Below are 22,540 nucleotides of genomic sequence, written 5' to 3' on the forward strand. Positions count from 1 at the left end.
GAGGAGGACCGATGAGAGTGCTGCACATCATCACCGGCCTCGGCGCGGGCGGCGCCGAGCAGCAACTGCGGCTGCTGCTGCGCCATCTGCCGCTGTGCTGCGACGTCGTCACCCTCACCAACCCCGGCGCGGTCGCCGAGGGCATCGAGGCGGACGGCACCGCCGTCACCCACCTGGGGATGCGCGGCAACCGCGACCTGTCCGCCCTGCCGCGGCTGGTGGACACCGTCCGCGCCGGGCGCTACGACCTCGTCCACACCCACCTGTACCGGGCCTGCGTCTACGGGCGGATCGCGGCGCGGCTGGCCGGGACGCGCACCGTGGTCGCCACCGAGCACTCCCTGGGCGAGCGGCGGATCGAGGGTCGCCCGCTCACCCAGGGAGCCCGCGCCCTGTACCTGGCGACCGAGCGCATGGGGACCGCGACCGTCGCGGTCTCCACCACCGTCGCCTCCAGGCTGCGCCGCTGGGGTGTGCCCGGCTCACGCATCAAGGTCATCCCCAACGGCATCGACGCGGCCCGCTTCCGCTTCGACCCCGTGGTGCGCGCCTCGGTGCGCAACCGCCTGGGACTGCCCGCGCACGCCCTGGTGGTCGGCGGCGTCGGACGGCTGGTGCCCGGCAAGCGTTTCGACATCGCGGTACGGGCCGTCGCCCAGCTCCCCGGGACCCATCTGGTCCTGGCCGGGGACGGGCCGGAGCGCGGCAGGCTGCGCGAACTGGCCGCCGGGCTCGGCATCGCCGACCGCGTACGGCTGCTGGGGGAGTGCGGGGGAGCGGTGGGGGCCGAGCCCGGCGGGCACGAGGGCCGCCCGGACATCCCCGGACTGCTCAGCGCCATGGACGTGTTCGTCTCTCCGTCGGCCGAGGAGGCCTTCGGACTGGCCGTGCTGGAGGCGCTGGCGGCCGGGCTGCCCGTGCTCCACGTGACCTGCCCGGCCATCGACGAACTGCCGCGCTCCCACGCCCCCGGGGCACACCGCGTCGAACCGGGGGTCGCGAGCCTGGTCGCGGCGCTGCGCGAGCCGTCGTCGGTACCGCCCGGCAGGCGCCGGGCCCCGGTCTGCGAGGCCGTACGCCGCTACGACGTGGCCCGCGGCGCTGACCGGCTCATGGCCCTGTACGAGGAGCTCCACGGCCGCGCCCCCGCGAGGCCGGCCGCGGGCGCCGCCGCACACGCCGCCGTACGCGCCCTCGCGGCGCCCCTGCCCGCCCCGGCCGTTCCGACCACCTCCGCCGCCCAGACCGCCCCGACGACGAAGAGGTAGCCCGCCTTGAGCGAGACCCTGACCGAGCCGCGCACGCCCGAACCGCCCGAACCGCCCGAACCGGCCGCGCCGCCGCGCGGCACCGGCCCGTTCGCCCGCCTCTCGTCGCCGGGACGGACCCCTTCCCCGCCCGCCTGGTGGCCGCTGGCCCTGGGAGTCCTGCTGGGCCTGGTCGGCGCGGTGGCCTACGGCCTGCTGGCCACGCCCCGCTACACCGCGACCAGTTACGTGGTCGTGGTGCCCGGCCCCGGGGCGGACTCGGCGACCGCCCTCGGCTTCGCCCAGGCGTACGGCCGCGTCGCCACCGACAGCGCCGTCCTCGCCGACGCGAGGGCGGCGGCGAGGATGCCGGTGGAGGAGCTGCGCGACGCCGTGCGCTCGGCCACCTCCCCGGACGCGCCCATGGTGGAGATCACCGGTACCGCGTCCAGTCCCGGCCGGGCCGCGGCCGCCTCCAACGCGGTGGCCAACGCCCTGACCAGAACCGGGAACCATGCCACCGGCAGCACGGGGGTGCGGCTGTCGCTGTTCGCCCCGGCGCTCGACCCCACCGAGCCCGCCTCGCCCTCGGCGGCGCTCGCCGTCGCGGTGGGCATCTGCGCCGGCGGGCTCGTCGGCGGACTCGCGATGCTGGCCGCGCCTCGGGGCCGCCGCACCCCGGTCTCCGCCGGCGTACCGGCCCCCGCCGGGACCGCGGACCGGAGAGCCCGCGCCGAGCGGCCGGCGCCCGCCGCCGACGCGCCCCGTCCGCCGAAACCCTCCGCTCCGGAATCCCCCGCCGCGGCACCCGCGCCTCCCGCCCAGGCCGCGCCCGCCGCGGACTCCGGAGTCCCCGCACCCGCCGTCAAGGCCGCGGCCAAGGCGGCGGCAGCGGCCGCGGCGTCCGTCTCCGCGCCCTCCGCCAAGGCGGCGGCCGGGGAAGGGGCGCCGGAGGAACGGCGGAAGCTGAGCCGGCGGTCCGCCCGGTGAACCGCCGCACACCCCGTACCCCGCCCCGGCCGGCGAACGCACCGGCCGGGGCGGGGCACGAGGCGTGCGCTCCGGCCCCTGGCCGCCCGGGGCCCGGCCTAGGGCGTGTTGCGAAAGTCCCGTCTGCGGGGCGGCGCCATGCACGCGCCCTTGCTGCGTTGTCGGGCCTCGGCGCAGCACGCTGCGCTCTCGGCCCTCCGCCTTGCCATCGCACGCACCCGGCGCCGCCCCGCGCACCCTACGGGCGCACGACGCTACTTTCACAACACGCCCTAGGGCCTCCTCGCCCAGGAGAGGGTGACGCACAGCCGCCGGTCGCCGAACCAGCCGCCCAGCCAGCGGCCCAGGTCCACGCAGAACTCCGGCCGGTTCCGCCCCGGCCGCGAGGCGCCGGGCGTCATCCTCTCCCGGAAGACCGCGGAGGACCTGGGGTTCTCCTCGCACCGCCACACACCGTGCGGACAGTAGTCGCTGATGGTGTGGTAAAGCGGTTTCCGCTCCTCGATCCAGTCCAGCATGCGGCGCATGTACTCGGCGTTGTCGCCCCTGCGGAACAGCCCCCATTCGGGATAGGAGATCTGCTTTCCGCGCGCGGCGGCGAAATCCACCTGGTGCCGCAGGCCGTAGGGCTGGTTCACCTGATCGTCGAACGTCTCGCCGGGCGGCTGGTCGTAGGAGTCCATTCCGATGATGTCGACCACGTCGTCACCCGGGTAGCACTCGGTCCAGCCGATCGCGTCCCTTCCCCGGCTGGGCGCGAAGTCGAAGCGGAACCGCTGCCCGTCCACCGACCGCATGGCGCCGACGATGCGCCGCCAGTACGCCTTCCACGCCCGCGGGTCCGGAGCGCAGCGGTGGGTGTAGGTGGTGCCGTTCATCTCCCAGCCCAGCACGATCACCGTGTCGGGCACTCCCGCGGAGACCAGGTGCCCGGCCAGGGTGCGGAAGTGGTGGTCGAAGCGGCCCCGGGCGCCCTGGGCGAGCAGTTCGCGCACCTCGTGGTCGGGGACGCCGGCCTCGTTGCGCGCCTGCATCGGCACGTTGAGCACGAACAGCCGGTCGGGGTCGGCGCGCCGCCACTCGGCCCAGGGGCGCAGGAAGTACGGGTCGCTCTCGATGCGCTCCCAGGTGTCGCCCGGCAGATAGGTGTGGCCCACCCGCAGGTCCGCACCGCCGAGCCACTCCCGCAGCTCCGCGATCCGCCGCACCCCGTCCGAACCCGACCCGAGGAAGGCGCCGGCGGCCACGGAGGAGGAGCCCGCCCCGTCCGGCGGGCGGGGCCCGCCACCGTCCCCGAACGTGCCGGTCGCCAGCGCGCCGCCCGCCACCAGCGCTCCGGCGACGACGGCCCCGGCGCACGCGGCCGTCAGTCTGCGGCGCCGGGCGGGCGCCGCGGGCTTCCGGTGCCGGCCGGTCCTTCCCGGTCGGAGGTGTCGATGGGGCATGGTGCCTCCTTGCTGCGTCGCCAGAACGGCCTGCTCGTTCTCCCCGGCCCTGCGCGTCTTTTCCGAGACACTAATCGGAGAATCCGTCAAATGATCCGCAGGGCTGCTTTCTGATAACCCGTTCGCTTTTCCCGTCGCTCACTCGGCCCAGTGCCGGGAGGAATTCCGGGGGCCGGCGGTGCCGAGGATCCGGAAACCGGTGGGACCGTCGGCGGAACAGCGGAGGAGAACGGAGAGGGGCGGGGAAGTCCGCAGAGCGCCGAACGGCCCCGCGAACGCCGGAGAAACCCAGAGACCACCAGAGAACACCAGAGAAAACCGCAAGGAAGAACTCCCGAGGAACACCGAGGACTGCGCACCATGTCGCCACCGTTCGACACCGAGGTACCCGTACTGCTGCTGAGACTCGACCGGAACCCCTTCCACCACGGCACCCTGGGGGCCATCAGGTCCCTGGGGCGCGCCGGTGTCGAGGTCCACGCCGTCGTCGAGTCGCCGCACTGCCCCATCGGCCGCTCCCGCTACCTGCGACAGGGGCACCAACTGCCGGCGGACGGGGTCCGCGGCGCCCACCGGACGGGAGAGACGGTCGACGCCGGCGGCGCGTCGGACGACCGGCTGGAGCGGACGCTCCGCCAGATCTCCGACCGCATCGGACGACCCGCCGTCCTGATCCCCATGGACGACATGGGCGCCATCGCCGCGGCCCGTCTGGCCGGACGGCTCGCCGGACGCTTCCTGCTGCCCGAGCAGCCGCCCGAACTGCCGCAGCGGGTGGCCGACAAGGCCCGCCTGGCCGCCATGTGCGCGGAGCTGGACATCCCGCACCCGCCGACCGTGAGCCCGCGCAGCGCCGGCGAGGCCGCCGCCGCGGCCCGGGAGCTGGGCCTGCCCCTGATCGCCAAGTGGAGCCGCCCCTGGCTGCTGCCCCAGGGCGGCACACTGCGCAGCACCACCGTGGTCACCACGGAGGACCAGGCGCGCGCCCTGTACCGGCGCAGCGGCGAGGCCGGCAGCCGGCTGCTGCTCCAGCGGCTCGTGCCCGGCGGCCGCGACACCGACTGGTTCTTCCACGGCTGCTTCACCGGCGGCGCGGTCCGCCTCGCCGGAGGGGCCGGGCGCAAGGAGCGGTCCTGGCCGGTGGACGCCGGCCTCACGGCGGTCGGCCGCTGGCTGCCGAACCCCGAGGTCGAGCGGGCGGCACGGCTGCTGGCCGAACACCTGGACTACCGGGGCATCCTCGACCTGGACTTCCGCTTCGACGCCGCCACCGGCACCTACCGGCTGCTGGACTTCAACCCCCGTCCCGGCGCGCAGTTCCGGCTGTTCACCGACCGCTCGGGGCTGGACGTCGTACGCGCCCTGCACCTGGACCTCACCGGCCGCACCGCCGCCCCGGCCGGCCCCGTGCCGGGCCGCCTCTTCGTCGCGGAGAACTACGCCCTGCTGTCCTCGCTGGCGGCGCTGCCCTCCGAAGGGCTGCCGCTCACCGCCGCCCGGCGCGGCCGCTCGGCCGCCGCGGGCGGCACGGACGGCGCGGAGGACACGGAGGAGGGGAGGCGGGAGCCGCGGGAGACGGAGACCGCCTGGTTCGCCGCGGACGACCCGGCGCCCTTCCTCGCCATGACCGCCTCCTGGCTCGGACAGGGCGGGCGCAAGGCCGCGGTGCGCCTGGGGCGGCGCCTGCTGCGTCCGGGACGGCCGGTGGTCCGCGAGCCGGCACCGGAAGGCGCGGGCGGCGGGAGCGGCCGCACCGGCGTGGCCGGAGCGCCCCTGGGGGCGCCCCGGGCCCCGGCGGACCTGCGCACCACCGAACACCCCACGGCATGAAGACCCCACGACGAGAGAACGGTGACCGACCATGTACGACCTGGTAGTGGTGGGCGCGGGCCCCTACGGACTGTCGATCGCGTCCCACGCGGCGGCGGCCGGGATCGGGGTACGCGTCCTCGGCCGCCCGATGGCCTCCTGGCGGGACCACATGCCCGAGGGGATGTTCCTCAAGTCCGAGCCCTGGTCCTCGAACCTGTCCGACCCCTCCGGTGAGCACACCCTGGCCGCCTACTGCGCCTCCCGGGGGCTGCGCGCCGAGCACGGCAACCCGCTGCCGATCGGTGTCTTCACCGAGTACGGGCTGTGGTTCGGGCGGTCGGCGGTGCCGTCGGTCGAGGAGGAGACGGTCGTCTCCGTGCGCCCCCGGACAGAGGGCTTCCTGGTGGAGACCGAGGCGGGCGAGGCGATCCTGACGCGGACGGTGGCCCTGGCGGTCGGCCTGATGCCGTTCGCCCACCGGCCCGAACCGCTGCGGGCCCTGCCCCGCGAACTCGTCACACACAGCAGCCACCACCGGGACCTGTCGCGCTTTCGCGGCCGGGACGTCACGGTGATCGGCGCCGGGCAGGCGGCCCTGGAGACCGCGGCCCTGCTGGCCGAGTGCGGCGCCCATCCCCGGGTGGTGGCCCGCGCCGACGGCGTCGCCTGGAACACCCCGCCCCAGCCCCTGGAGCGCTCCGCGCTGCGCTCCCTGATCGATCCGCACTGCGGGCTGGGCACGGGCTGGCCCAGCTGGGTGTGGTCCGAGACTCCCTGGGTGGTCCGCCGCCTGCCCGGCGCGCTGCGGACGCGGATCGTGGACCGGGCGCTGGGCCCGGCCGGAGCCTGGTGGCTGCGCGACCGCGTGGAGAGCCGGATCCCGGTGCTGCTCGGCCAGCGGCTGCGGGCCGCCGCCCCGGCGGGCGGGGGAGTGCGGCTGAGTCTGGAGACGGCCGGGGGGGCCGCGACGACCCTGGAGACCGACCATGTGGTGGCCGCCACCGGATTCGTCCCGGACATCGGGCGGCTGGGCCTGCTGGACCCGTATGTGCGCAACAGCCTGCGGCTGGCGGGGACCGGCCGGGCGCCCGAGGTGGACGGCCGGTTCGAGTCCTCGGTGCCGGGCCTGTTCTTCGCCGGGCTGCTGACGGCGCCGTCCTTCGGCCCGGCCATGCGGTTCGTCCACGGGGCCGGCTTCACGGCGGAGCGGCTGGTGCGCGGGGTACGGCGCCGGCTGGGCGGGCGGCGGGGCGCCCCGGTGCCCGGCAGCCGGCGCTCGGCCGGCGCCCGGGCCACGGTGACCCTGGGCTGAGCCGCGCGTTCCCGGGCCCGCGCCGCCGCGGGCCCGGGAACGCGCGCCGTGGCCGGCGGGCGGTCCGCCCGGTTGCGGGAATCCGTTGGCGGCGTCCGACGTCTTGACGGTTTCTGTCATGCACCCCACGATCTATGGGAGCGCTCCCAGGTGTTGTGGGGAGCATCTCGTCATGCCGTCGCGTCGCCCCGTCCGTTTTCCCCACGCCGGAAGGACCGAACTGTGACACCTCATCCGCCCCCTCAGCCCCGGGCGACGCGCCGCCCGCACCGCGGCAGGCGCCGCGTGCTGGGCGCCGTGGCCGCCGCCGGACTGCTGGCCGGCGCCCTGACCGTCCCCGCACTGGCGGCCGAGTCCGCCGACGGGCCCGAACTGATCACCAACGGCGACTTCTCGAACGGCACCACCGGCTGGTGGTGGACGGAGAACAGCCCCGGCGAGGTCGTGGACGGCCGCCTGTGCGCCGAGGTGCCCGCCGGCACGGAGAACCCCTGGGACGCCATCGTCGGGCAGAACGACATACCGCTCGCCGCGGGCGAGGGCTACGAGCTGAGCTTCACCGCCAGCGCCACCGTGCCGGTCACCGTCCGCACCAACGTCCAGATGGCCACCGAGCCCTGGACCACCGAGCACGCCTCGGCCGACCGGGTCGAAGCGGAGGCGAAGACCTTCACCCACGTCTTCACCGCGGGCGCCGACCACGAGGCCGCCCAGCTCGCCTTCCAGATCGGCGGCAGCGAGCAGGCGTACACCTTCTGCGTGGACGACGTCTCGCTCACCGGCGGCGCCGAGCCGCCCGTCTACGAGCCCGACACCGGCTCGCCGGTACGCGTCAACCAGGTCGGCTACCTCACCGAGGGGCCCAAGAACGGCACCTTCGTCACCGACAAGACCTCGGCCCTGACCTGGACGCTCAAGGACGCCGACGGCACCGAGAAGGCCTCCGGCACCACCACGCCCGCCGGCACCGACCCCACCTCGCGCCAGAACGTCCACACCTTCGACTTCGGCGACTTCACCGAGGCGGGCGAGGGCTACACCGTCACCATCGACGGCGAGACCAGCGAGCCCTTCGACATCGGCGACGACCTGTACTCGCAGCTGCGCTCGGACGCGCTGGCGTACTTCTACCACAACCGCAGCGGCATCGAGATCGACGCCGACCTGGTGGGCGAGGAGTACGCCCGTCCCGCCGGACACGTCGGCGTCGAGCCCAACCAGGGCGACACCGAGGTCCCGTGCCAGGAGGGCCTGTGCGACTACACCCTGGACGTCTCCGGCGGCTGGTACGACGCCGGTGACCACGGCAAGTACGTCGTCAACGGCGGCATCTCCGCCGCCCAGGTGATGTCCAACTACGAGCGCACCCTCACCGCCGAGGGCGCCGACGGCGCCGCGCTCGGCGACGGGAAGCTCCGCGTCCCCGAGCGCGGCAACGGCGTCCCGGACGTGCTGGACGAGGCCCGCTGGCAGATGGACTTCATGATGCGGATGATGGTGCCCGACGGCGAGGAGCTCGCCGGTATGGCGCACCACAAGATCCACGACCGGCAGTGGACCGGACTGCCGCTGCTGCCGCACCAGGACCCGCAGCCGCGCGAGCTGCACGCGCCGTCCACCGCCGCCACCCTCAACGTGGCCGCCACCGCCGCCCAGTGCGCCCGTCTGTTCGAGGAGTACGACGCGGACTTCGCCGCGCGGTGCCTGGACGCCGCCGAGACCGCCTGGGCCGCCGCCAAGGCGCACCCGGACATGCTCGCCGACCCCAACGACGGCACCGGCGGCGGCGCCTACAGCGACAACGACGTCCGCGACGAGTTCTACTGGGCCGCTGCCGAACTCTTCGTCACCACCGGCAAGGAGACCTACCGCCAGGAGGTCATGGGCTCCCCGCTGCACGGCGACACCGACGCCGTCTTCCCGCGCGGCGGCATGTCCTGGGGCGCCACCGCCGGCCTGGGCGCGCTCAGCCTGGCCACCGTGCCCAACGAGCTGACCGACGCCCAGCTGCGGGGCGTGCGCGCCATGGTCACCGAGGCCGCCGACGGCTACGCCGCCGACTCCCGCGGCGCCGCCTACGGCGTGCCCTACGCGCCGCAGGACAACCACTACGTGTGGGGCTCCAACAGCCAGGTCCTCAACAACATGGTGGTCCTGGCCACCGCGCACGACCTGACCGGTGAGGCCGCCTACCGCGACGCGGTGCTGCGCGGCATGGACTACCTGCTGGGCCGCAACCCGCTCAACCAGTCCTACGTCACCGGCTACGGCGAGCGCGACTCGCGCAACCAGCACCACCGGTTCTGGGCCAACCAGCTCGACCCGGACCTGCCCAACCCGGCACCCGGCTCCGTCGCGGGCGGCCCGAACGTCGAGATCCAGGACCCGATCGCCCAGGACAGGCTCCAGGGCTGCGCCCCGGCGATGTGCTACATCGACCACATCGAGTCCTGGGCCACCAACGAGATCACCATCAACTGGAACGCCCCGCTGGCCTGGGTCGCCTCCTACCTCGACGACCTCGGCCAGGGCGGCGACGGCGGCGAGGACCCGGGCGGCGAGGACCCGGGTGAGACGCCCACCTGCGAGGTGACCTACTCCTCCAGCCGGTGGAACAGCGGCTTCAGCACCAACGTGACGGTCAAGAACACCGGCACCGCCACGCTCAGCGGCTGGGAGCTGACCTGGTCCTTCGCCGACGACCAGAGGATCACCCAGGCCTGGAACGCCCAGGTCGTCCAGACCGGGCGGGACGTCGTGGCCAAGCCGGCGCAGTGGAACAGCACCATCCCGGCGAACGGCTCCGTGAACTTCGGTTTCAACGGGACCTCCGGTGGCCAGGCGGCCGACCCGGACGCCGTCTCCCTGAACGGGAAGGCGTGCGCGGTCAAGTGACCTGACGCACCTTCGACCGCGCACCACCCGACCGGAGGGCCGGGGCACCCCGCACCGGGGCGCCCCGGCCCTCCGCCGTCGGTCCGGCCGTCAGCACCGCCGCGGCCCGTCGCCGGCACCGGCCGGGGAGCCGAGGACGACGGTGGCGTACAGCTCCTCGCAGACGGCCGTCCGAGGCACCAGACCGGCCCGGGCGACGGCCTCGGCCGTCCGCGTCGCCTGGTGCCCGCCCGTCTCCACCAGCAGGCACCCGCCCGGCGCAAGCCACCGCGGCGCCTCCTCGATCACCCGCCGCTGGACACCCAGCCCGTCCGGTCCGCCGTCGAGCGCCACCGGCGGCTCGTGCTCGCGGGCCTCCGCGGGCAGCAGCCCCATCTCACCGGTGGGCACATAGGGCGCGTTGGCGACCAGCACGTCGACGCGGCCGCGCAGCGCCGCGGGCAGCGGGGCGTACAGATCGCCCTCGTAGACCCGGCCCCCGGCGGCGGCGAGATTGCGGCGCGCGCAGCGCACCGCGGCCGGGTCGACGTCGGCGGCGTACAGCTCCACCCCCTCCACGGCCGCCGCCACCGCGGCCCCCACCGCGCCCGAACCGCAGCACAGATCGAGCACGACGGCGCCGCGCCGGCGCCCGGCGAGCGCCGCGGCCCGCCTGGCGAGGAACCCGGTACGGCGGCGGGGCACGAAGACCCCGGGTTCCACGGCGATCCGCAGACCGCAGAACTCCGCCCAGCCCAGGACGTGTTCGAGCGGAAGCCCGCCGGTCCTGCGCTCCACCATGGCGGCGAGTTCACCGGGGCCGCGTGCGGCGGACAGCATCAACCGCGCCTCTTCCTCGGCGAATACGCAGCCGGCGGTCCGCAGCCGGGCGGCGACGGCGGACAGGGCGCAGGGACCTGGAGGAACGGAGGGCGCGGAGGAGGAGGAATGGTGGGACACGAGAGCCTTTCGGGATGCCGAAGAGCGCTCTCACGGTCACCCGCGCCGGTGAGCCGGCGCCTTCGCGGGACCGATGGACGAGAGAGCCCTGCCTGACCTGGCGTCGACCGGTCTCACCTCCTCGCGTCGCACTGCGTTGCGGAGCGGAAACACTACAGCACCGCGGCCGGCCGGCGGATCCGGACGCGCCCTGGCCCGGCGCTCCCGGGGCCGGCCGTGGTGAGCGTCTTCCGCCCGCATGGCCCGCCCGCGGATCCGTCGCGGGCCGTGCGGCGGGTCGGCGGGTCGGCGGGGGAGGTTCGGGTAGCGATGGACTCGGGCCCGCCGCCGAGGCGGACCGGAGGATCCCGACCACAGGAGAGGACGCGAAGACGTGTCACAGAAAGTGCGGGCGGTCATCGCCCGGCGGAAGAACGAGCCGGTCACCGTCGAGACGGTCGTGGTGCCCGACCCGGGCCCCGGCGAGGCGGTGGTGAAGGTGCAGGCGTGCGGGGTGTGCCACACCGACCTGCACTACCGCCAGGGCGGCATCTCCGACGACTTCCCGTTCATGCTTGGGCACGAGGCCGCGGGCGTGGTGGAGTCGGTCGGCGAGGGCGTGACCGAGGTGGAACCCGGCGACTTCGTGGTCCTGAACTGGCGGGCGGTGTGCGGGCAGTGCCGCGCCTGCCGCCGCGGGCGGCCCTGGTACTGCTTCGCCACCCACAACGCCGCGCAGAGGATGACGCTGGAGGACGGCACCGAGCTGACCGCCGCACTGGGCATCGGGGCGTTCGCGGACAAGACCCTGGTCCACGCCGGGCAGTGCACCAAGGTCGACCCGGCCGCGTCGCCGGCCGTCGCCGGCCTGCTGGGCTGCGGTGTGATGGCCGGCCTCGGCGCCGCGCTGAACACCGGGAACGTCCAGCGCGGCGACAGCGTGGCCGTCATCGGCTGTGGCGGGGTGGGCGGGGCGGCGGTGATGGGCGCCAACCTGGCCGGGGCCTCGCGGGTCATCGCCGTCGACATCGACGACCGCAAGCTGGCCACCGCCCGGAAGCTGGGCGCCACCCACACCGTCGACTCCCGCGAGAGTGACCCGGTGGAGGCGGTGCGGGAGCTGACCGGAGGGTTCGGCGCGGACGTGGTCATCGACGCCGTCGGCGTCCCCGAGACCTACCGGCAGGCCTTCTACGCCCGGGACCTGGCCGGGACGGTGGTGCTGGTGGGGGTGCCCACCCCCGAGATGAGGCTGGAGCTGCCGCTGCTGGACGTCTTCGGCCGCGGCGGGGCGCTGAAGTCCTCCTGGTACGGCGACTGCCTGCCCTCCCGCGACTTCCCCATGCTCATCGACCTCTACCTCCAGGGCCGGCTGGACCTGGACGCGTTCGTCAGCGAGACCATCGCGCCGGACGGCGTGGAGGAGTCGTTCGACCGCATGGTGGCCGGCGACGTGCTGCGCTCGGTGGTGGTCCTGTGAGCACCGTACGCGTCGACCATCTGACCACCTCCGGCACCTTCTCCCTGGACGGCGGCACCTGGGAGGTGGACAACAACGTCTGGATCGTCGGCGACGAGGACGAGGCACTGGTCGTCGACGCCGCCCACGACGCCGACGCCATCGCCCGCGCGCTGGGCGGGCGGCGGCTGACCGCCGTCGTGTGCACCCACGCCCACGACGACCACATCGGCGCCGCCCCGGCCCTGGCCGAGGCCACCGGCGCGCCCGTCCTCCTCCACCCCGACGACCGGCCGTTGTGGGACCTGACCCACCCCGGCCGCGCGCCGGACGGGGAGCTGGCCGAAGGGCAGACGCTCACCGTCGCCGGGACCGGGCTGACGGTGCTGCACACCCCCGGCCACGCGCCCGGCGCGGTCTGCCTGTACGCCCCGGCGCTGGGAACGGTCTTCACCGGCGACACCCTCTTCGCCGGCGGCCCCGGGGCCACGGGCCGGTCCTTCTCGCACTTCCCGACCATCATCGACTCCATCCGCGACAGGCTGCTCACCCTGCCGCCGGAGACGGTGGTGCGCACCGGCCACGGCGAGTCCACCACCATCGGCGCCGAGGCGCCCCACCTCCAGGAGTGGATCGACCGGGGCCACTGAGCCCGCGCCGACGTGAGCCGGGCGCGGGCCGGAGCGACCCGCCGGGACGGCCCGGCGGGTCAGGTGCGGGTGATACGGGCGACCAGGTCGAGCCAGCCGGCCTCCAGGCGCTCCAGCGTCATGCCGCGCCGCTGGGTGAGGTGGTGCAACAGCGCGACGTCCAGATGGCTCGCCAGGGTGTGGGCCAGCAGTTCGGCGTCGCCGCCGACGCCGGCCTCGCGCAGCAGCGCGGTCAGGTGGGTGAGGGCCAGACGGCGGGGCGGGGGCTCGAAGCGCCTGCACGCCTCCGGCTCGGCGGACAGCAGCAGGGCCCGGTGGGCGGCCAGGTGCCTGAGCGTGGCGACGCCGAACTCCTCCAGCCGCCGTACGGGGGGCGCCCCGGGCCCCAGCGGCGGGGGACCGGTGAGGAAGGACTCCTGGTAGAGGCGCTCGGAGTGGTCCAGGAGGGCCATGAGCAGCCCGCCCCGGTCGCCGAAGCGCCGGAAGACGGTCCCCTTGCCGACCGAGGCGGCCGCCGCGACGGCCTCCATGGTCAGGTGCTCGGGGCCCCGCTCGGCCACCAGCCGGGCGGCGGCCTCCAGCAGACGCGTCCGGTTGCGGGCCGCGTCCGCGCGCATGGGGGGCGTCTGGCCGGCCAGCGGCAGCAGCGGCTGACCGGGCGTCTGCCCGGCCGCCTGCTCGGCCGTCTGCCCGGGGTGGCGCTGTTCGCCGTCGGGCGGCGCGATCGGAGTCACGAGACTCAGCGTACTCCCCGCGGGAAGAAAATGGACCACGGTCCGGTTAGCGTGCTAGAAAGTATTCGGACCACGGTCCGCTTACCGCTCCGCCCCTCCCCGATCCCACAGGAGACGCCATGTCCGTCCGCATCCTCGCCCTCGTCGGCAGCCTCCGCTCCGGCTCGCACAACCGCCAGCTCGCCGAGGCCGCCGTGAAGCACGCCCCCGAGGGCGTCGAGATCGTCGTCCACGAGGGGCTGGGCGACATCCCCTTCTACAACGAGGACGTCGACGTCGAGGGCTCCGTGCCCGCCGAGGCCGCGCGGCTGCGCGAGGTGGCCGGCGGAGCCGACGCCTTCCTGCTGTTCTCGCCCGAGTACAACGGCACCATCCCGGCCGTGCTGAAGAACGCGATCGACTGGCTCTCCCGCCCCTACGGCGCCGGCGCCCTGTCCGGCAAGCCGGTGGCCGTCGTCGGCACCGCCTTCGGGCAGTACGGCGGTGTGTGGGCGCAGGACGAGACCCGCAAGGCCGTCGGCATCGCGGGCGCCAGGGTGCTGGAGGACGTGAAGCTCTCCATCCCCAACTCGGTCGTGCGCTTCGCCGAGGCCCACCCGGCCGACGACGCCGAGATCACCGGGCAGCTCGTCGAGGTACTCGGCCAGGTCTCGGCCGCCGCCGAGCCGTCCGCCGTCTGACCGACCGCGTCGGCGCGACAGTGCGGGAGGGGCCCTCCGGAAACCGGAGGACCCCTCCCGCACTGCTTCGCGGTTCAGCGGACCCGGAAGTTCCGCATCATCTCGTGGTCCTCGTGCTCGAGGATGTGGCAGTGCCAGACGTACAGGCCGCGCCTGTCGAAGAGCGCCTTGATCCGGGTGACCCGCCAGGGCGGAGCCGACACGGTGTCCTTCGGACCCAGCTCGGTGGCGTCCGGCTGCTGCGGCAGCCCGATCTCGATGTTGGACAGCGCCCCGGTCTCCGGGTCCCGTTCGGCGGTGAACGGCGCCCGGTCCAGCACCTGGAACCGCACCAGATGCAGATGGATGGGGTGGGTGTCGGGCGTGGCGTTGAAGACCTCCCAGATCTCGGCGGTGTGCAGCCCGGGGTCCTCGGTGACCGGCTCGGACCACTCCAGCGGACCCCGCTCCACGGTGCCCAGCAGAGGCTTCATCCTGCCGAACTCGTCCGAGTCCTCGGACAGCAGCAGCCGGCGGGTCCGGGCCGGGGGCTTGGAGATCCGGAAGGGGGCGCGGCGCAGCCTCCGCGGCAGCCGGGGCTCGGGGACACGCTCGTCGCAGGGCCGGTTCACCCGGAACCGCATCACCTGGTCGGCGGGCGGGGCCACGGGTTCGCCGTAGGGGAAGGGTGTGGGCGCGTCGTTGGTCAGGGTGTGGGTCTCGCCCTTCAGTCCCCTGAAGTCGACGACCAGGTCCACCCGCTCGCCGGGGGCGACCAGCAGCGGCCCGTCCAGCGGCCGCGGCCGGTGGAGGAAGCCGAGGTCGGTCCCGATCAGGGTGACGGGGAACGGCCACCCGCCGCCGGCCGACAGCCGGTAGAAGCGCGAGTTCGATCCGTTGAGCAGCCGCAGCCGGTACTGGCGCGGCTCCACGTCCAGATACGGCCACGCCTTGCCGTTGACCAGGATGACCTGCCCGAAGAACTCGGGCCGCACCGAGGGCCCGCCCGGCCAGTCGGGGGAGCCGGCGGGGACGTCCGGGTAGGCCAGCCGCCCGTCCGGGTGGAACATGCGGTCCTGGATCACCAGTTCCAGCTCGTACGGCCCGCCTGGCAGGCGGTGGTCCTCGATGAGGGAGAGCTCGTGCGAGTCGCGCAGGAGGTAGAAGCCCGCCAGCCCGGCGTAGACGTTGAGCCGGGTGATGCCGAGGGTGTGGTCGTGGTACCAGAGGGTGGCGGCCTCCTGGCTGTTGTCGTAGCTCAGCTGCGTGCCGGCGAAGCGCGGTCCGACGGCGCCGCCGGGGGCGTACCAGGCGTCGGGGTGACCGTCGCTGTCCGGATCGGTGTGTCCGCCGTGCAGGTGCACCACGGCCGGTACGCCGTCGCGCTCGATGGTGTGGCCGGTGTGGGCGAAGGCCCAGTGGACCGTGGTGTCCACCGGCAGCAGGTGCCGGTGGGGCAGGTCGTTGATCCAGTGCACCCGTACGGGCCGGTCCCGGTGGGCCACGAGCGTGGGGCCGGGGTAGGACACCTGTGCAGGCCCTCCGGACGCGAGGCCGCCGCCGTGGTGCCCGCGCGCCCCGAAGCCCCACACCGGTGTGGTCAGGCCCAGCCCGCCGCCGAGGAGGTCCTGGCGCGCCGGGCCCATCACGAAGGTCCGGTCGCCTCCGCCCAGCGCGTCGACGCGTGACGGGCGGGGCATCGGGTCGGTGAACCGGGGGATGGCCGTGGGATCGGCGATCGGCTCGCGGTAGAGCGGGTCGTCGACAGGCGGCAGCGCGGCGGCCTCCCGGGCGGCTGCGGGCGGCACCGTACCGGGGCCGGACAGCAGCAGCGCGCCTCCGGTCAGCGAACTCGCCTGGATGAAACGTCTTCTGTCCACGGTCTGTCTTTCCCTCGAGTCGCGGGTGGCTGGACACCCGTGATCCTCTCCGGGAAAGAAAGGTGGGTATATGGACTGTTCGGGTAGAAAGGCCTGTTTGCCCGCATGGTGGTCCGGGGATGATCTCCGGAGCGCCGACAGGGCTCCGAAAGGGGGGCGCGGGCACGGAGAACCGGCGGGCCCGGGCCCGCCGGCGGTACGGTCGGGGATTCAGGACCTCTCGTCGACCACCTCCAGGTTCACGAAGCGGGGCTCCTTGCTGCACAGCCCCCGGATCTGCTCGGAGACGCGCTGCGTCTCGGGCATCTCGCTGTTCCTCATCGCCTGCTCGTAGGAGGGGAACTCGACGATGTCCACGTAGTGGGTGGAGTTCTCGCGGTCCTGCCCGTGGATCTCACGGGAGAGGGTCCGCCTGCCCTCCGTCATCCGCATCCACTGGTCCCAGAGATCCATCATCTCCTTGTCGTGCGTCGTCTCGTACTCGATGAGCTGTACGAACGTCATGGGACTCCTCCTGCGGCGGTCACTGCCGGGCCTTGGCGTACTCCTCCGCCATGGCGCCGGCGAAGTCGTACGCCACGACCGTCTCGTCGCCGACGACCCAGGCGTCGTGCCCCGGCGGGCAGACGAACACGTCGCCCGGCCCGACCTCGGCCTCCTGGCCGTCGTCCATGCGCAGCCGCATCCGCCCGCGCACCACGTATCCGTTGTGGTGGATTTGGCAGCTTTCCGTTCCGGCGATCGGGCCCACCGACTCCGACCAGCGCCAGCCGGGCTCGAACGTGGCCACGGCGAAGTCCAGCCCGGTGAGGTGGAGGGCTTCGAGGTGGCCACGGGGGAAGTCGCGCCGTTCGTCCGGCTTCTCGGTGGTCTTGACTTCCAGCATGGCTGAACCTCCGTTTCACGCCATATGTCCATGATGCGCGCACAGGCCGCGGCAGGGAAACGGCGGGGAGCGGGGATTTCGGGAATCCGGGAATCCGGAGGGGCCGGGCCCGTCACCACCGAGGCCGGCGGCCGCTCCGTACGCGGGGCCGTACACGGGACCGTGCGCGGGGTCGCGCGCGGAGGCCCGGTCAATGGCCGGGAACCCGGCCCGGCCCCCGGCGGCGCGGGGCCGGTTTCACCACGGGAGGAAGGCGTGGATCTCCTTGCCGTCCGGCAGCGGGTGGACGGTGAGCCGGTCGGCGATCCGCTCGACGATGGACCAGCCGAAGCCGCCCCCGCCGCCGTTCAGATCGGCTCGGCGGGGGCTGGGCGGGGCCGTCTCCCCGTCGCGGACGGTGACCTGTACGCGGCCCTCGGTGAACGCCAGGCACAGGGTGAGCGGGCCGGGGGCGTGGCGTACGGCGTTGGTGACCAGCTCGGAGACGACCAGCAGCACGTCGTCGTGTGAGCGCTCTCCGGCGGGCGGTTCGGCACCCGCCAGTTTCAGAAGGAAGGCGTCGGCGGCGTCGCGTGCCTGGGCGATGGTGCCGGAGTGGCCGTCGAAGTCGGCGCGCAAATGGGGAGCCCCCAAACCCTCGCTCAGCAGTTCCATCGCCGGTCCCCCAGTCAACACAGCGGTGTCCATGATGCGTCTTCCCGCTGTTTCCCACACCATACGCCGCCGTCGCCCCACCCTGCCGCATCCACCGCCCCGGACGGGTCCGGGCAGAGGGCTGCAGGGGGAGGAACGGTCAGCGGGCGACGGTGAAGAACCCGGCCAGACCCACCAGCTCCAGCAGCCTGCCGGGCTGTTCGCCGACGCCGGTCAGGGTCAGGGGGACTCCGCGGTCCCGGCAGCGGCGCTCCAGGGAGAGCAGGGCGTGCAGACCGGCGGAGTCCATGAAGGGGACACTCGACAGATCGACGGCCAGGCCCCGCCACGGCTGGTCGATCTCCTCCAGGATGCCCGCGAGGGCCGGCGCGCTGTCGTGGTCGACGTCACCCCGGGGATGCAGGACGACGGTGTCGTGTTGGCGGGTGATGGCGACGGACAGGGTGCGCATGGCCCTTCGACCCCCTTCCGGGGTGGATCGGCTCGTGCCGGCCGAGGTGTCTTCCGGGTCGGGCGGTTCGGCGATGCCCGGCCGGCGCGGGCAAGGGAGCCTCCCCGGCCAGACGGCGGGGCGACTCCCCCCACCGTCACACACCCGGGGCTGCGGCGCCACCATCGTTGTCCCAAATCCCGGACCGTGCGCACGTCCGGGTGAGCCGGGCGGGGCGGGAGGCGGCCGTGTGCCGGCCGGGGCCGGAACCCGGGCACCGCCGGCCGGATCCGGCCACGCCAGGACGCGGTGGTGAGGCCGGCGGGGCCCCGGGGCAGTCTGGCAGTGTGCCGCACCCGCCGCGGCCCGCCCGGCCGCGGCGTGGTGGAGCGGATACGCCGACCGGAGCGGAGGGACGCAGTGACCAGCCACAAGGAACGTATGCTCGCCGGGGAGCCCTACCTCGCCGACGATCCCGAACTGGCCGCCGACCTGCGGCGCGCGGCGGAGCTGTGCGAGCGGTTCAACACCTCGCCGGCCGCCGACCCCGCCGCGCGCCGGGCGGTGCTCGCCGAGCTGCTGGGCGGGCTGGGGGAGGGGGCCGAGATCCGCCCGCCGCTGTACGTCGACTACGGCTACCGGACCACCATCGGGCCCGGCACGTTCGTCAACTTCGGCGCGGTCGTGCTCGACGTCGCCCCCGTATCGGTCGGCGCCGACGTCCAGATCGGCCCGAACGTCCAGCTGCTCACCCCCACTCATCCGCTCGACCCCGAGCGGCGCCGTGCCAAGTGGGAGGCGGCCGAGCCGGTCACGATCGGCGACAACGTGTGGCTCGGGGGCGGTGTCATCGTCTGCCCGGGCGTGACCGTCGGCGAGAACACCGTGGTCGGCGCCGGGGCCGTCGTCACCCGGGACCTGCCCGCGAACGTCGTCGCGGTGGGCAACCCGGCCCGCGTCGTACGCGAGCTGTGAGCCCGGACGCCTCCGGCGGTGTCCGAAAGAGGGCGAATGCCCGTTTGCTCACGAAAAGCGGCTGGTTGCGGAGATCCGGGGGTGGGAGGGAAGTCGAGGGTGCCGTCCGTCTTGTCATGTCCCCTGAGTGGTCATAGAGTCCGCCGCGCAGTGATGGGAGCGCTCCCATAGGCTCCCCGCCCCGCTCCTGCCGAAAGGACAGCATGGCTTCCCCTCTGCGCACACCCTTACGTACGCCACTTCGCTCCCTGCCCCGGATGCGCGCCGTACTGCTGGCGCTCCTGCTGCTCGCGGGGGCCCTGACGGCCCTGACCGCCACGGCGCAGACCGCCCGCGCCGACGAGCGGATCTGCGACCAGTACGGGAGCACCACCATCCAGGGCAAGTACGTGGTACAGAATAACCGCTGGGGCACCAGCGCCACCCAGTGCATCGACGTGACGGGCACCGGGTTCCGGCTGGCCCAGGCCGACGGCTCCGTCCCGACCGACGGGGCGCCCAAGTCCTACCCCTCGGTCTTCTACGGCTGCCACTACACCAACTGCTCCCCGGGCACCAACCTGCCGATGCAGATCGGCTCGATCGGCAGCGCGCCCAGCAGCATCTCCTACACCTACGTCAACAACGCCGTCTACAACGCCTCGTACGACATCTGGCTCGATCCGACTCCGAAGAAGGACGGGGTCAACCGGACCGAGATCATGATCTGGCTCAACCGGGTCGGCCCGATCCAGCCCATCGGCTCCCGGGTCGGCACGGCGAACGTCGGCGGCCGCGGCTGGGAGGTGTGGACCGGCAGCAACGGCTCCAACGACGTCATCTCCTTCATCGCCCCCTCGGCGATCACGAGCATGAGCTTCGACGTCATGGACTTCGTCGACGAGACGGTCGCCCGCGGCATGGCCCAGCGCTCGTGGTACATGACGAGCGTCCAGGCCGGCTTCGAGCCGTGGCAGAACGGCGCCGGCCTGGCCGTGAACTCCTTCTCCGCGTCCGTCAACGCAGGCAGTGGCGGCGGTGACGGCGGCAGCGGCGGCGGTGGCGGCGGCGAGCCGGGTGCCTGCGAGGTCACCTACACCACCAACTCCTGGTCGAACGGCTTCACCGCCGACGTCCGCGTCAGGAACACCGGCTCCACCGCGGTCAACGGCTGGGAGATGAACTTCGCCCTGCCCGCCGGCCAGTCGGTCACCAGCGCCTGGAACGCCACGCTCTCCTCCGGCGGGGGCACGGTGACGGCCCGTCCGGTCGAGCACAACAGGAACATCGAACCGGGCGGCACCCAGTCGTTCGGCTTCCAGGGAACCCACTCGGGGGGCACGCCGGGCGAGCCGACCCGGTTCACCCTCAACGGCACCGTCTGCACGGTGAGGTGAGCCGCGCCCGGCGGGCACGGTGAAGCGGCGCGGGGCCCGGACCGCACAGGAGGTGGTCCAAGCCCCGCGCCGCGCTCGGTCCGGCGGCCCTCAGCCCAGCCGCGCCGCCACCTCCTCGCGCAGCCGCGGCAGCATGTCGTGGAGCACCCCGGGGCACAGCGTGCCCGTGTTGTAGTCCTTGTGGCCGTACATCCGCGCGGGTGCGATGCCGTACCGCTCGCACACGTACGCGCACAGGATCACCAGCACCTCCCACTGGGCCTGCGGTGGCACCGCGCCCGCGTGGTACGCGCCCTCGCAGGCGATGCCGACGGCGCGGTCGTTCTGCCCGGAGGTGTGCGCGCCGAGGACGAAGGAGGTGCCGCCGGTGAGGGTCCGCAGGCTGCCGTGCCGGCCCTCGGTGATCCAGCCTCCCCGGCTGACGGCGAAGTGGTAGCCGGTGTCGATCCAGCCGTTGTCGTCCATGTGCAGGTCCTGGACCCAGTGGGCGTGCGCGTGGGCCCGGGAGCGGGAGAGGTCGGAGGTGTTCGCGCTCACCGTGTGGTGGACGATGATCCGGTCCGGCCGGTACCCGAGGACGGTGACGTTCCCCCGGGGCGGCCGCGCGTTCCACTCGGAGGTGCTGTCGACGTCGGGTTCGACCGCGCCCGAGGCCCGGGCGGTGCCAGCCGACGCGGCGGCGGCGACGAGCCCGGCGGTGCCGGTGATCAGCAGGCGGCGGCGCAGTGGTTTCTCACCGTTCAAGATCGCTCCTCGGAAGGGCCGCGCGGAGCACGCGGGCCGCGGGGACGGGGTGGGGGAGAGTGAGGCCCGCGGGCCGGCCCCACCGCGCGGTGGGGCCGGCCCGCAGGCATCTCGGCCGCTTCGGAGGGTTACGGCGTGTTGTTGGCCAGGGCGAGGAGCCGGTCCCTGGAGCCGTTGAACTTGTTGCGGTCGACGTTCCCGGAGACGCCGCTCACCGAGCCGGTGCTGGTGTACTGCCACACCGTCCAGGTGGGGAAGCCGCTGGGGATGGTCGGGGTCTCGCTGGAGGTCCAGTGCGCCACCCACAGCGGGCTCTTGCTGTACATGCCCGTCCAGTTGCCGGTGCAGGTGTTCCACCAGCCCGCGGTCGTGTAGATCACCACGTCGCGCGAGGTGCGCGACTTGTAGGTGTTGTAGAAGTCGGTGATCCAGGCGCGCATCTGAGTGGTGGACAGGCCGTAGCACATCGCCCCGTAGGGGTTGTGCTCGATGTCCAGGACGCCCGGCAGGGTCATGTTGTCCCGCGACCACGCGCCCCCGTTGGAGGCGAAGTAGGTGGCCTGGGCCGAACCGCCTGAGACGTCGGGGCGCGCGAAGTGGTAGGCGCCGCGGATCACGCCGGCGTTGTACGCCGCCACGTAGTTGGTGTTGAACCGGGAGTCCTTGTAGCTGGTGCCCTCGGTCGCCTTGATCCAGGCGAACTGGACGCCCGAGTTCCGCACGGAGGTCCAGTTGATGGCGCCCTGCCAGTGCGAGACGTCGATCCCCTGCACGCCGCTGGTGTGGCCCAGCGCGCCCAGCGGCGGTTCCTCCCGTGCGTCGACGCCCTCGTGGAGCCGGTGGCCGGCGCCCATGAACGCCGTGCCCGGCTTGAGGCGCTCCTTTGCGGGCGGAGGCGCCGCCGCGGCCGTACCCGCCGTGGCCGCCAGCAGGGCGAGTACGGCTGCGAGCACGCCGACCGCGGTGATTCTCGGCCGGCGGTGGGGGGAGAGGGGTCTGTGCGGGCGCATGGCTTCCTCCTGGCGCTCGGTGAAGGCGGGGGTGAGGGAGGGGGAGGTGCTCAGGTGGTGCCGTCGGTGCGGACGAGCGCGGCGGCACGGCCGTACCGGCGCGACCTTGTTGACGTGCACGCGTCATAAGTGACGCATACCGCGGTCACTCTGTAAAGACGCTCCAGGCACTCTCTGTGGTCTCGACCTCTGCCGCCGGGCGCGAGCTGTGCTGACGGGTCGTACCCGGCGGGAACTTTCACGGGGCGAAAACCGGCGCCTCCCCCGGAGGGCACCCCAGGCCCGGAAAGCCCGCGCCGCGACGCCGGGCGTTCCGCCGTTCGGGTGAGCTTTGGGCTGAGCTTCGGAACCGGTCGGACAGGGCTTTCCGGTGTTTTCCCGGCCCATCCGGTGCCGCGCGGGGAAAGGCCGGAAATCCTGCGGTAGCCGCCCGGAAGTCACCAGAGTAGCTTTCGATGGGTGCC

The 22,540-nt window shown here is 73.7% G+C and carries 20 protein-coding genes; 10 read left to right on the forward strand and 10 right to left on the reverse strand.

The genetic code is table 11. The features are described from left to right. The first annotated feature begins 11 nt into the window (after positions 1–11). Both ACW69E_RS15500 and ACW69E_RS15505 read left to right on the forward strand, forming a co-directional pair. Positions 12–1,268: a glycosyltransferase gene (locus tag ACW69E_RS15500; protein ID WP_457498831.1), complete on the forward strand. Its 1,257-nt coding sequence runs from the start codon at positions 12–14 to the stop codon at positions 1,266–1,268. 6 nt (positions 1,269–1,274) lie between these two features. Further along, positions 1,275–2,237 carry a hypothetical protein gene (locus ACW69E_RS15505; RefSeq protein WP_457498832.1) on the forward strand — a complete coding sequence of 321 codons (963 nt, stop codon included), beginning with the start codon at positions 1,275–1,277 and terminating at the stop codon, positions 2,235–2,237. Between the two features lie 272 nt (positions 2,238–2,509). On the opposite strand, the gene ACW69E_RS15510 is transcribed toward ACW69E_RS15505, so the two are convergent. Then, a complete protein-coding gene (locus ACW69E_RS15510; RefSeq protein ID WP_457498833.1) occupies positions 2,510–3,682 on the reverse strand; it encodes a glycoside hydrolase family 26 protein in 1,173 nt (390 codons plus the stop codon). Between the two features lie 360 nt (positions 3,683–4,042). Between ACW69E_RS15510 and ACW69E_RS15515 the strand changes: the two genes are divergently transcribed. The 3 genes from ACW69E_RS15515 (at position 4,043) to ACW69E_RS15525 (ending at position 9,701) form a co-directional block, all read left to right on the forward strand. Then, on the forward strand, positions 4,043–5,512 hold the full coding sequence (locus ACW69E_RS15515; RefSeq protein ID WP_457498834.1) for a carboxylate--amine ligase: 1,470 nt from the start codon (positions 4,043–4,045) through the stop codon (positions 5,510–5,512). Positions 5,513–5,543: 31 nt separating this feature from the next. Next, entirely contained in the window at positions 5,544–6,806 is a 1,263-nt protein-coding gene (locus ACW69E_RS15520; RefSeq protein WP_457498835.1) for an NAD(P)-binding domain-containing protein, read from the forward strand. A 285-nt stretch (positions 6,807–7,091) separates the two neighbouring features. Beyond that, on the forward strand, positions 7,092–9,701 hold the full coding sequence (locus ACW69E_RS15525; protein ID WP_457498904.1) for a glycoside hydrolase family 9 protein: 2,610 nt from the start codon (positions 7,092–7,094) through the stop codon (positions 9,699–9,701). Between the two features lie 90 nt (positions 9,702–9,791). On the opposite strand, the gene ACW69E_RS15530 is transcribed toward ACW69E_RS15525, so the two are convergent. Further along, positions 9,792–10,520 (reverse strand): putative protein N(5)-glutamine methyltransferase, encoded by a 729-nt coding sequence (locus ACW69E_RS15530; RefSeq protein WP_457498836.1) that lies wholly within the window; start codon positions 10,518–10,520, stop codon positions 9,792–9,794. 493 nt (positions 10,521–11,013) lie between these two features. On the opposite strand from ACW69E_RS15530, the gene ACW69E_RS15535 reads away from it, so the two are divergent. Further along, a complete protein-coding gene (locus ACW69E_RS15535) occupies positions 11,014–12,099 on the forward strand; it encodes an S-(hydroxymethyl)mycothiol dehydrogenase (protein WP_457498837.1) in 1,086 nt (361 codons plus the stop codon). Continuing rightward, on the forward strand, positions 12,096–12,728 hold the full coding sequence (locus ACW69E_RS15540) for an MBL fold metallo-hydrolase (RefSeq protein WP_457498838.1): 633 nt from the start codon (positions 12,096–12,098) through the stop codon (positions 12,726–12,728). Before ACW69E_RS15535 ends, ACW69E_RS15540 begins: the two co-directional genes overlap by 4 nt. 59 nt (positions 12,729–12,787) lie before the next feature. Here the strand turns inward: ACW69E_RS15540 and ACW69E_RS15545 are convergent, their stop codons facing one another. Beyond that, positions 12,788–13,345, reverse strand: a complete 558-nt coding sequence (locus ACW69E_RS15545) for a TetR/AcrR family transcriptional regulator (RefSeq protein WP_457498905.1) — start codon at positions 13,343–13,345, stop codon at positions 12,788–12,790. 236 nt (positions 13,346–13,581) lie between these two features. On the opposite strand from ACW69E_RS15545, the gene ACW69E_RS15550 reads away from it, so the two are divergent. Next, the gene (locus tag ACW69E_RS15550; protein ID WP_279948714.1) at positions 13,582–14,142 is read left to right on the forward strand and encodes an NAD(P)H-dependent oxidoreductase; all 561 of its coding nucleotides are present in this window, start codon (positions 13,582–13,584) and stop codon (positions 14,140–14,142) included. Positions 14,143–14,216: 74 nt separating this feature from the next. Here ACW69E_RS15550 and ACW69E_RS15555 read toward each other — a convergent pair whose 3' ends face one another. The 5 genes from ACW69E_RS15555 to ACW69E_RS15575 all read right to left on the reverse strand — a co-directional run bounded on the left by ACW69E_RS15555 (position 14,217) and on the right by ACW69E_RS15575 (position 17,992). Then, the gene (locus ACW69E_RS15555) at positions 14,217–16,001 is read right to left on the reverse strand and encodes a multicopper oxidase family protein (RefSeq protein ID WP_457498839.1); all 1,785 of its coding nucleotides are present in this window, start codon (positions 15,999–16,001) and stop codon (positions 14,217–14,219) included. Positions 16,002–16,211: 210 nt separating this feature from the next. Further along, positions 16,212–16,505: a hypothetical protein gene (locus ACW69E_RS15560; RefSeq protein WP_457498840.1), complete on the reverse strand. Its 294-nt coding sequence runs from the start codon at positions 16,503–16,505 to the stop codon at positions 16,212–16,214. A 19-nt stretch (positions 16,506–16,524) separates the two neighbouring features. Then, complete coding sequence (locus ACW69E_RS15565; protein ID WP_457498841.1) at positions 16,525–16,887, reverse strand: cupin domain-containing protein; 363 nt, start codon at positions 16,885–16,887, stop codon at positions 16,525–16,527. Between the two features lie 237 nt (positions 16,888–17,124). Continuing rightward, positions 17,125–17,574 carry an ATP-binding protein gene (locus tag ACW69E_RS15570; protein ID WP_457498842.1) on the reverse strand — a complete coding sequence of 150 codons (450 nt, stop codon included), beginning with the start codon at positions 17,572–17,574 and terminating at the stop codon, positions 17,125–17,127. A 106-nt stretch (positions 17,575–17,680) separates the two neighbouring features. Further along, on the reverse strand, positions 17,681–17,992 hold the full coding sequence (locus tag ACW69E_RS15575) for an STAS domain-containing protein (RefSeq protein WP_457498843.1): 312 nt from the start codon (positions 17,990–17,992) through the stop codon (positions 17,681–17,683). Positions 17,993–18,412: 420 nt separating this feature from the next. Here ACW69E_RS15575 and ACW69E_RS15580 point away from each other — a divergent pair, with 420 nt between their 5' ends. Both ACW69E_RS15580 and ACW69E_RS15585 read left to right on the forward strand, forming a co-directional pair. Next, entirely contained in the window at positions 18,413–18,946 is a 534-nt protein-coding gene (locus tag ACW69E_RS15580; protein WP_457498906.1) for a sugar O-acetyltransferase, read from the forward strand. 257 nt (positions 18,947–19,203) lie between these two features. Continuing rightward, positions 19,204–20,322, forward strand: a complete 1,119-nt coding sequence (locus ACW69E_RS15585) for a GH12 family glycosyl hydrolase domain-containing protein (protein ID WP_457498844.1) — start codon at positions 19,204–19,206, stop codon at positions 20,320–20,322. A 90-nt stretch (positions 20,323–20,412) separates the two neighbouring features. Here ACW69E_RS15585 and ACW69E_RS15590 read toward each other — a convergent pair whose 3' ends face one another. After that, entirely contained in the window at positions 20,413–21,066 is a 654-nt protein-coding gene (locus ACW69E_RS15590; RefSeq protein ID WP_457498845.1) for a peptidoglycan recognition protein family protein, read from the reverse strand. Positions 21,067–21,194: 128 nt separating this feature from the next. Further along, a complete protein-coding gene (locus ACW69E_RS15595) occupies positions 21,195–22,076 on the reverse strand; it encodes a lysozyme (RefSeq protein WP_457498846.1) in 882 nt (293 codons plus the stop codon). Between the last annotated feature and the right edge of the window lie 464 nt (positions 22,077–22,540).

The organism is Streptomyces sp. SS8 (genome assembly GCF_054072955.1).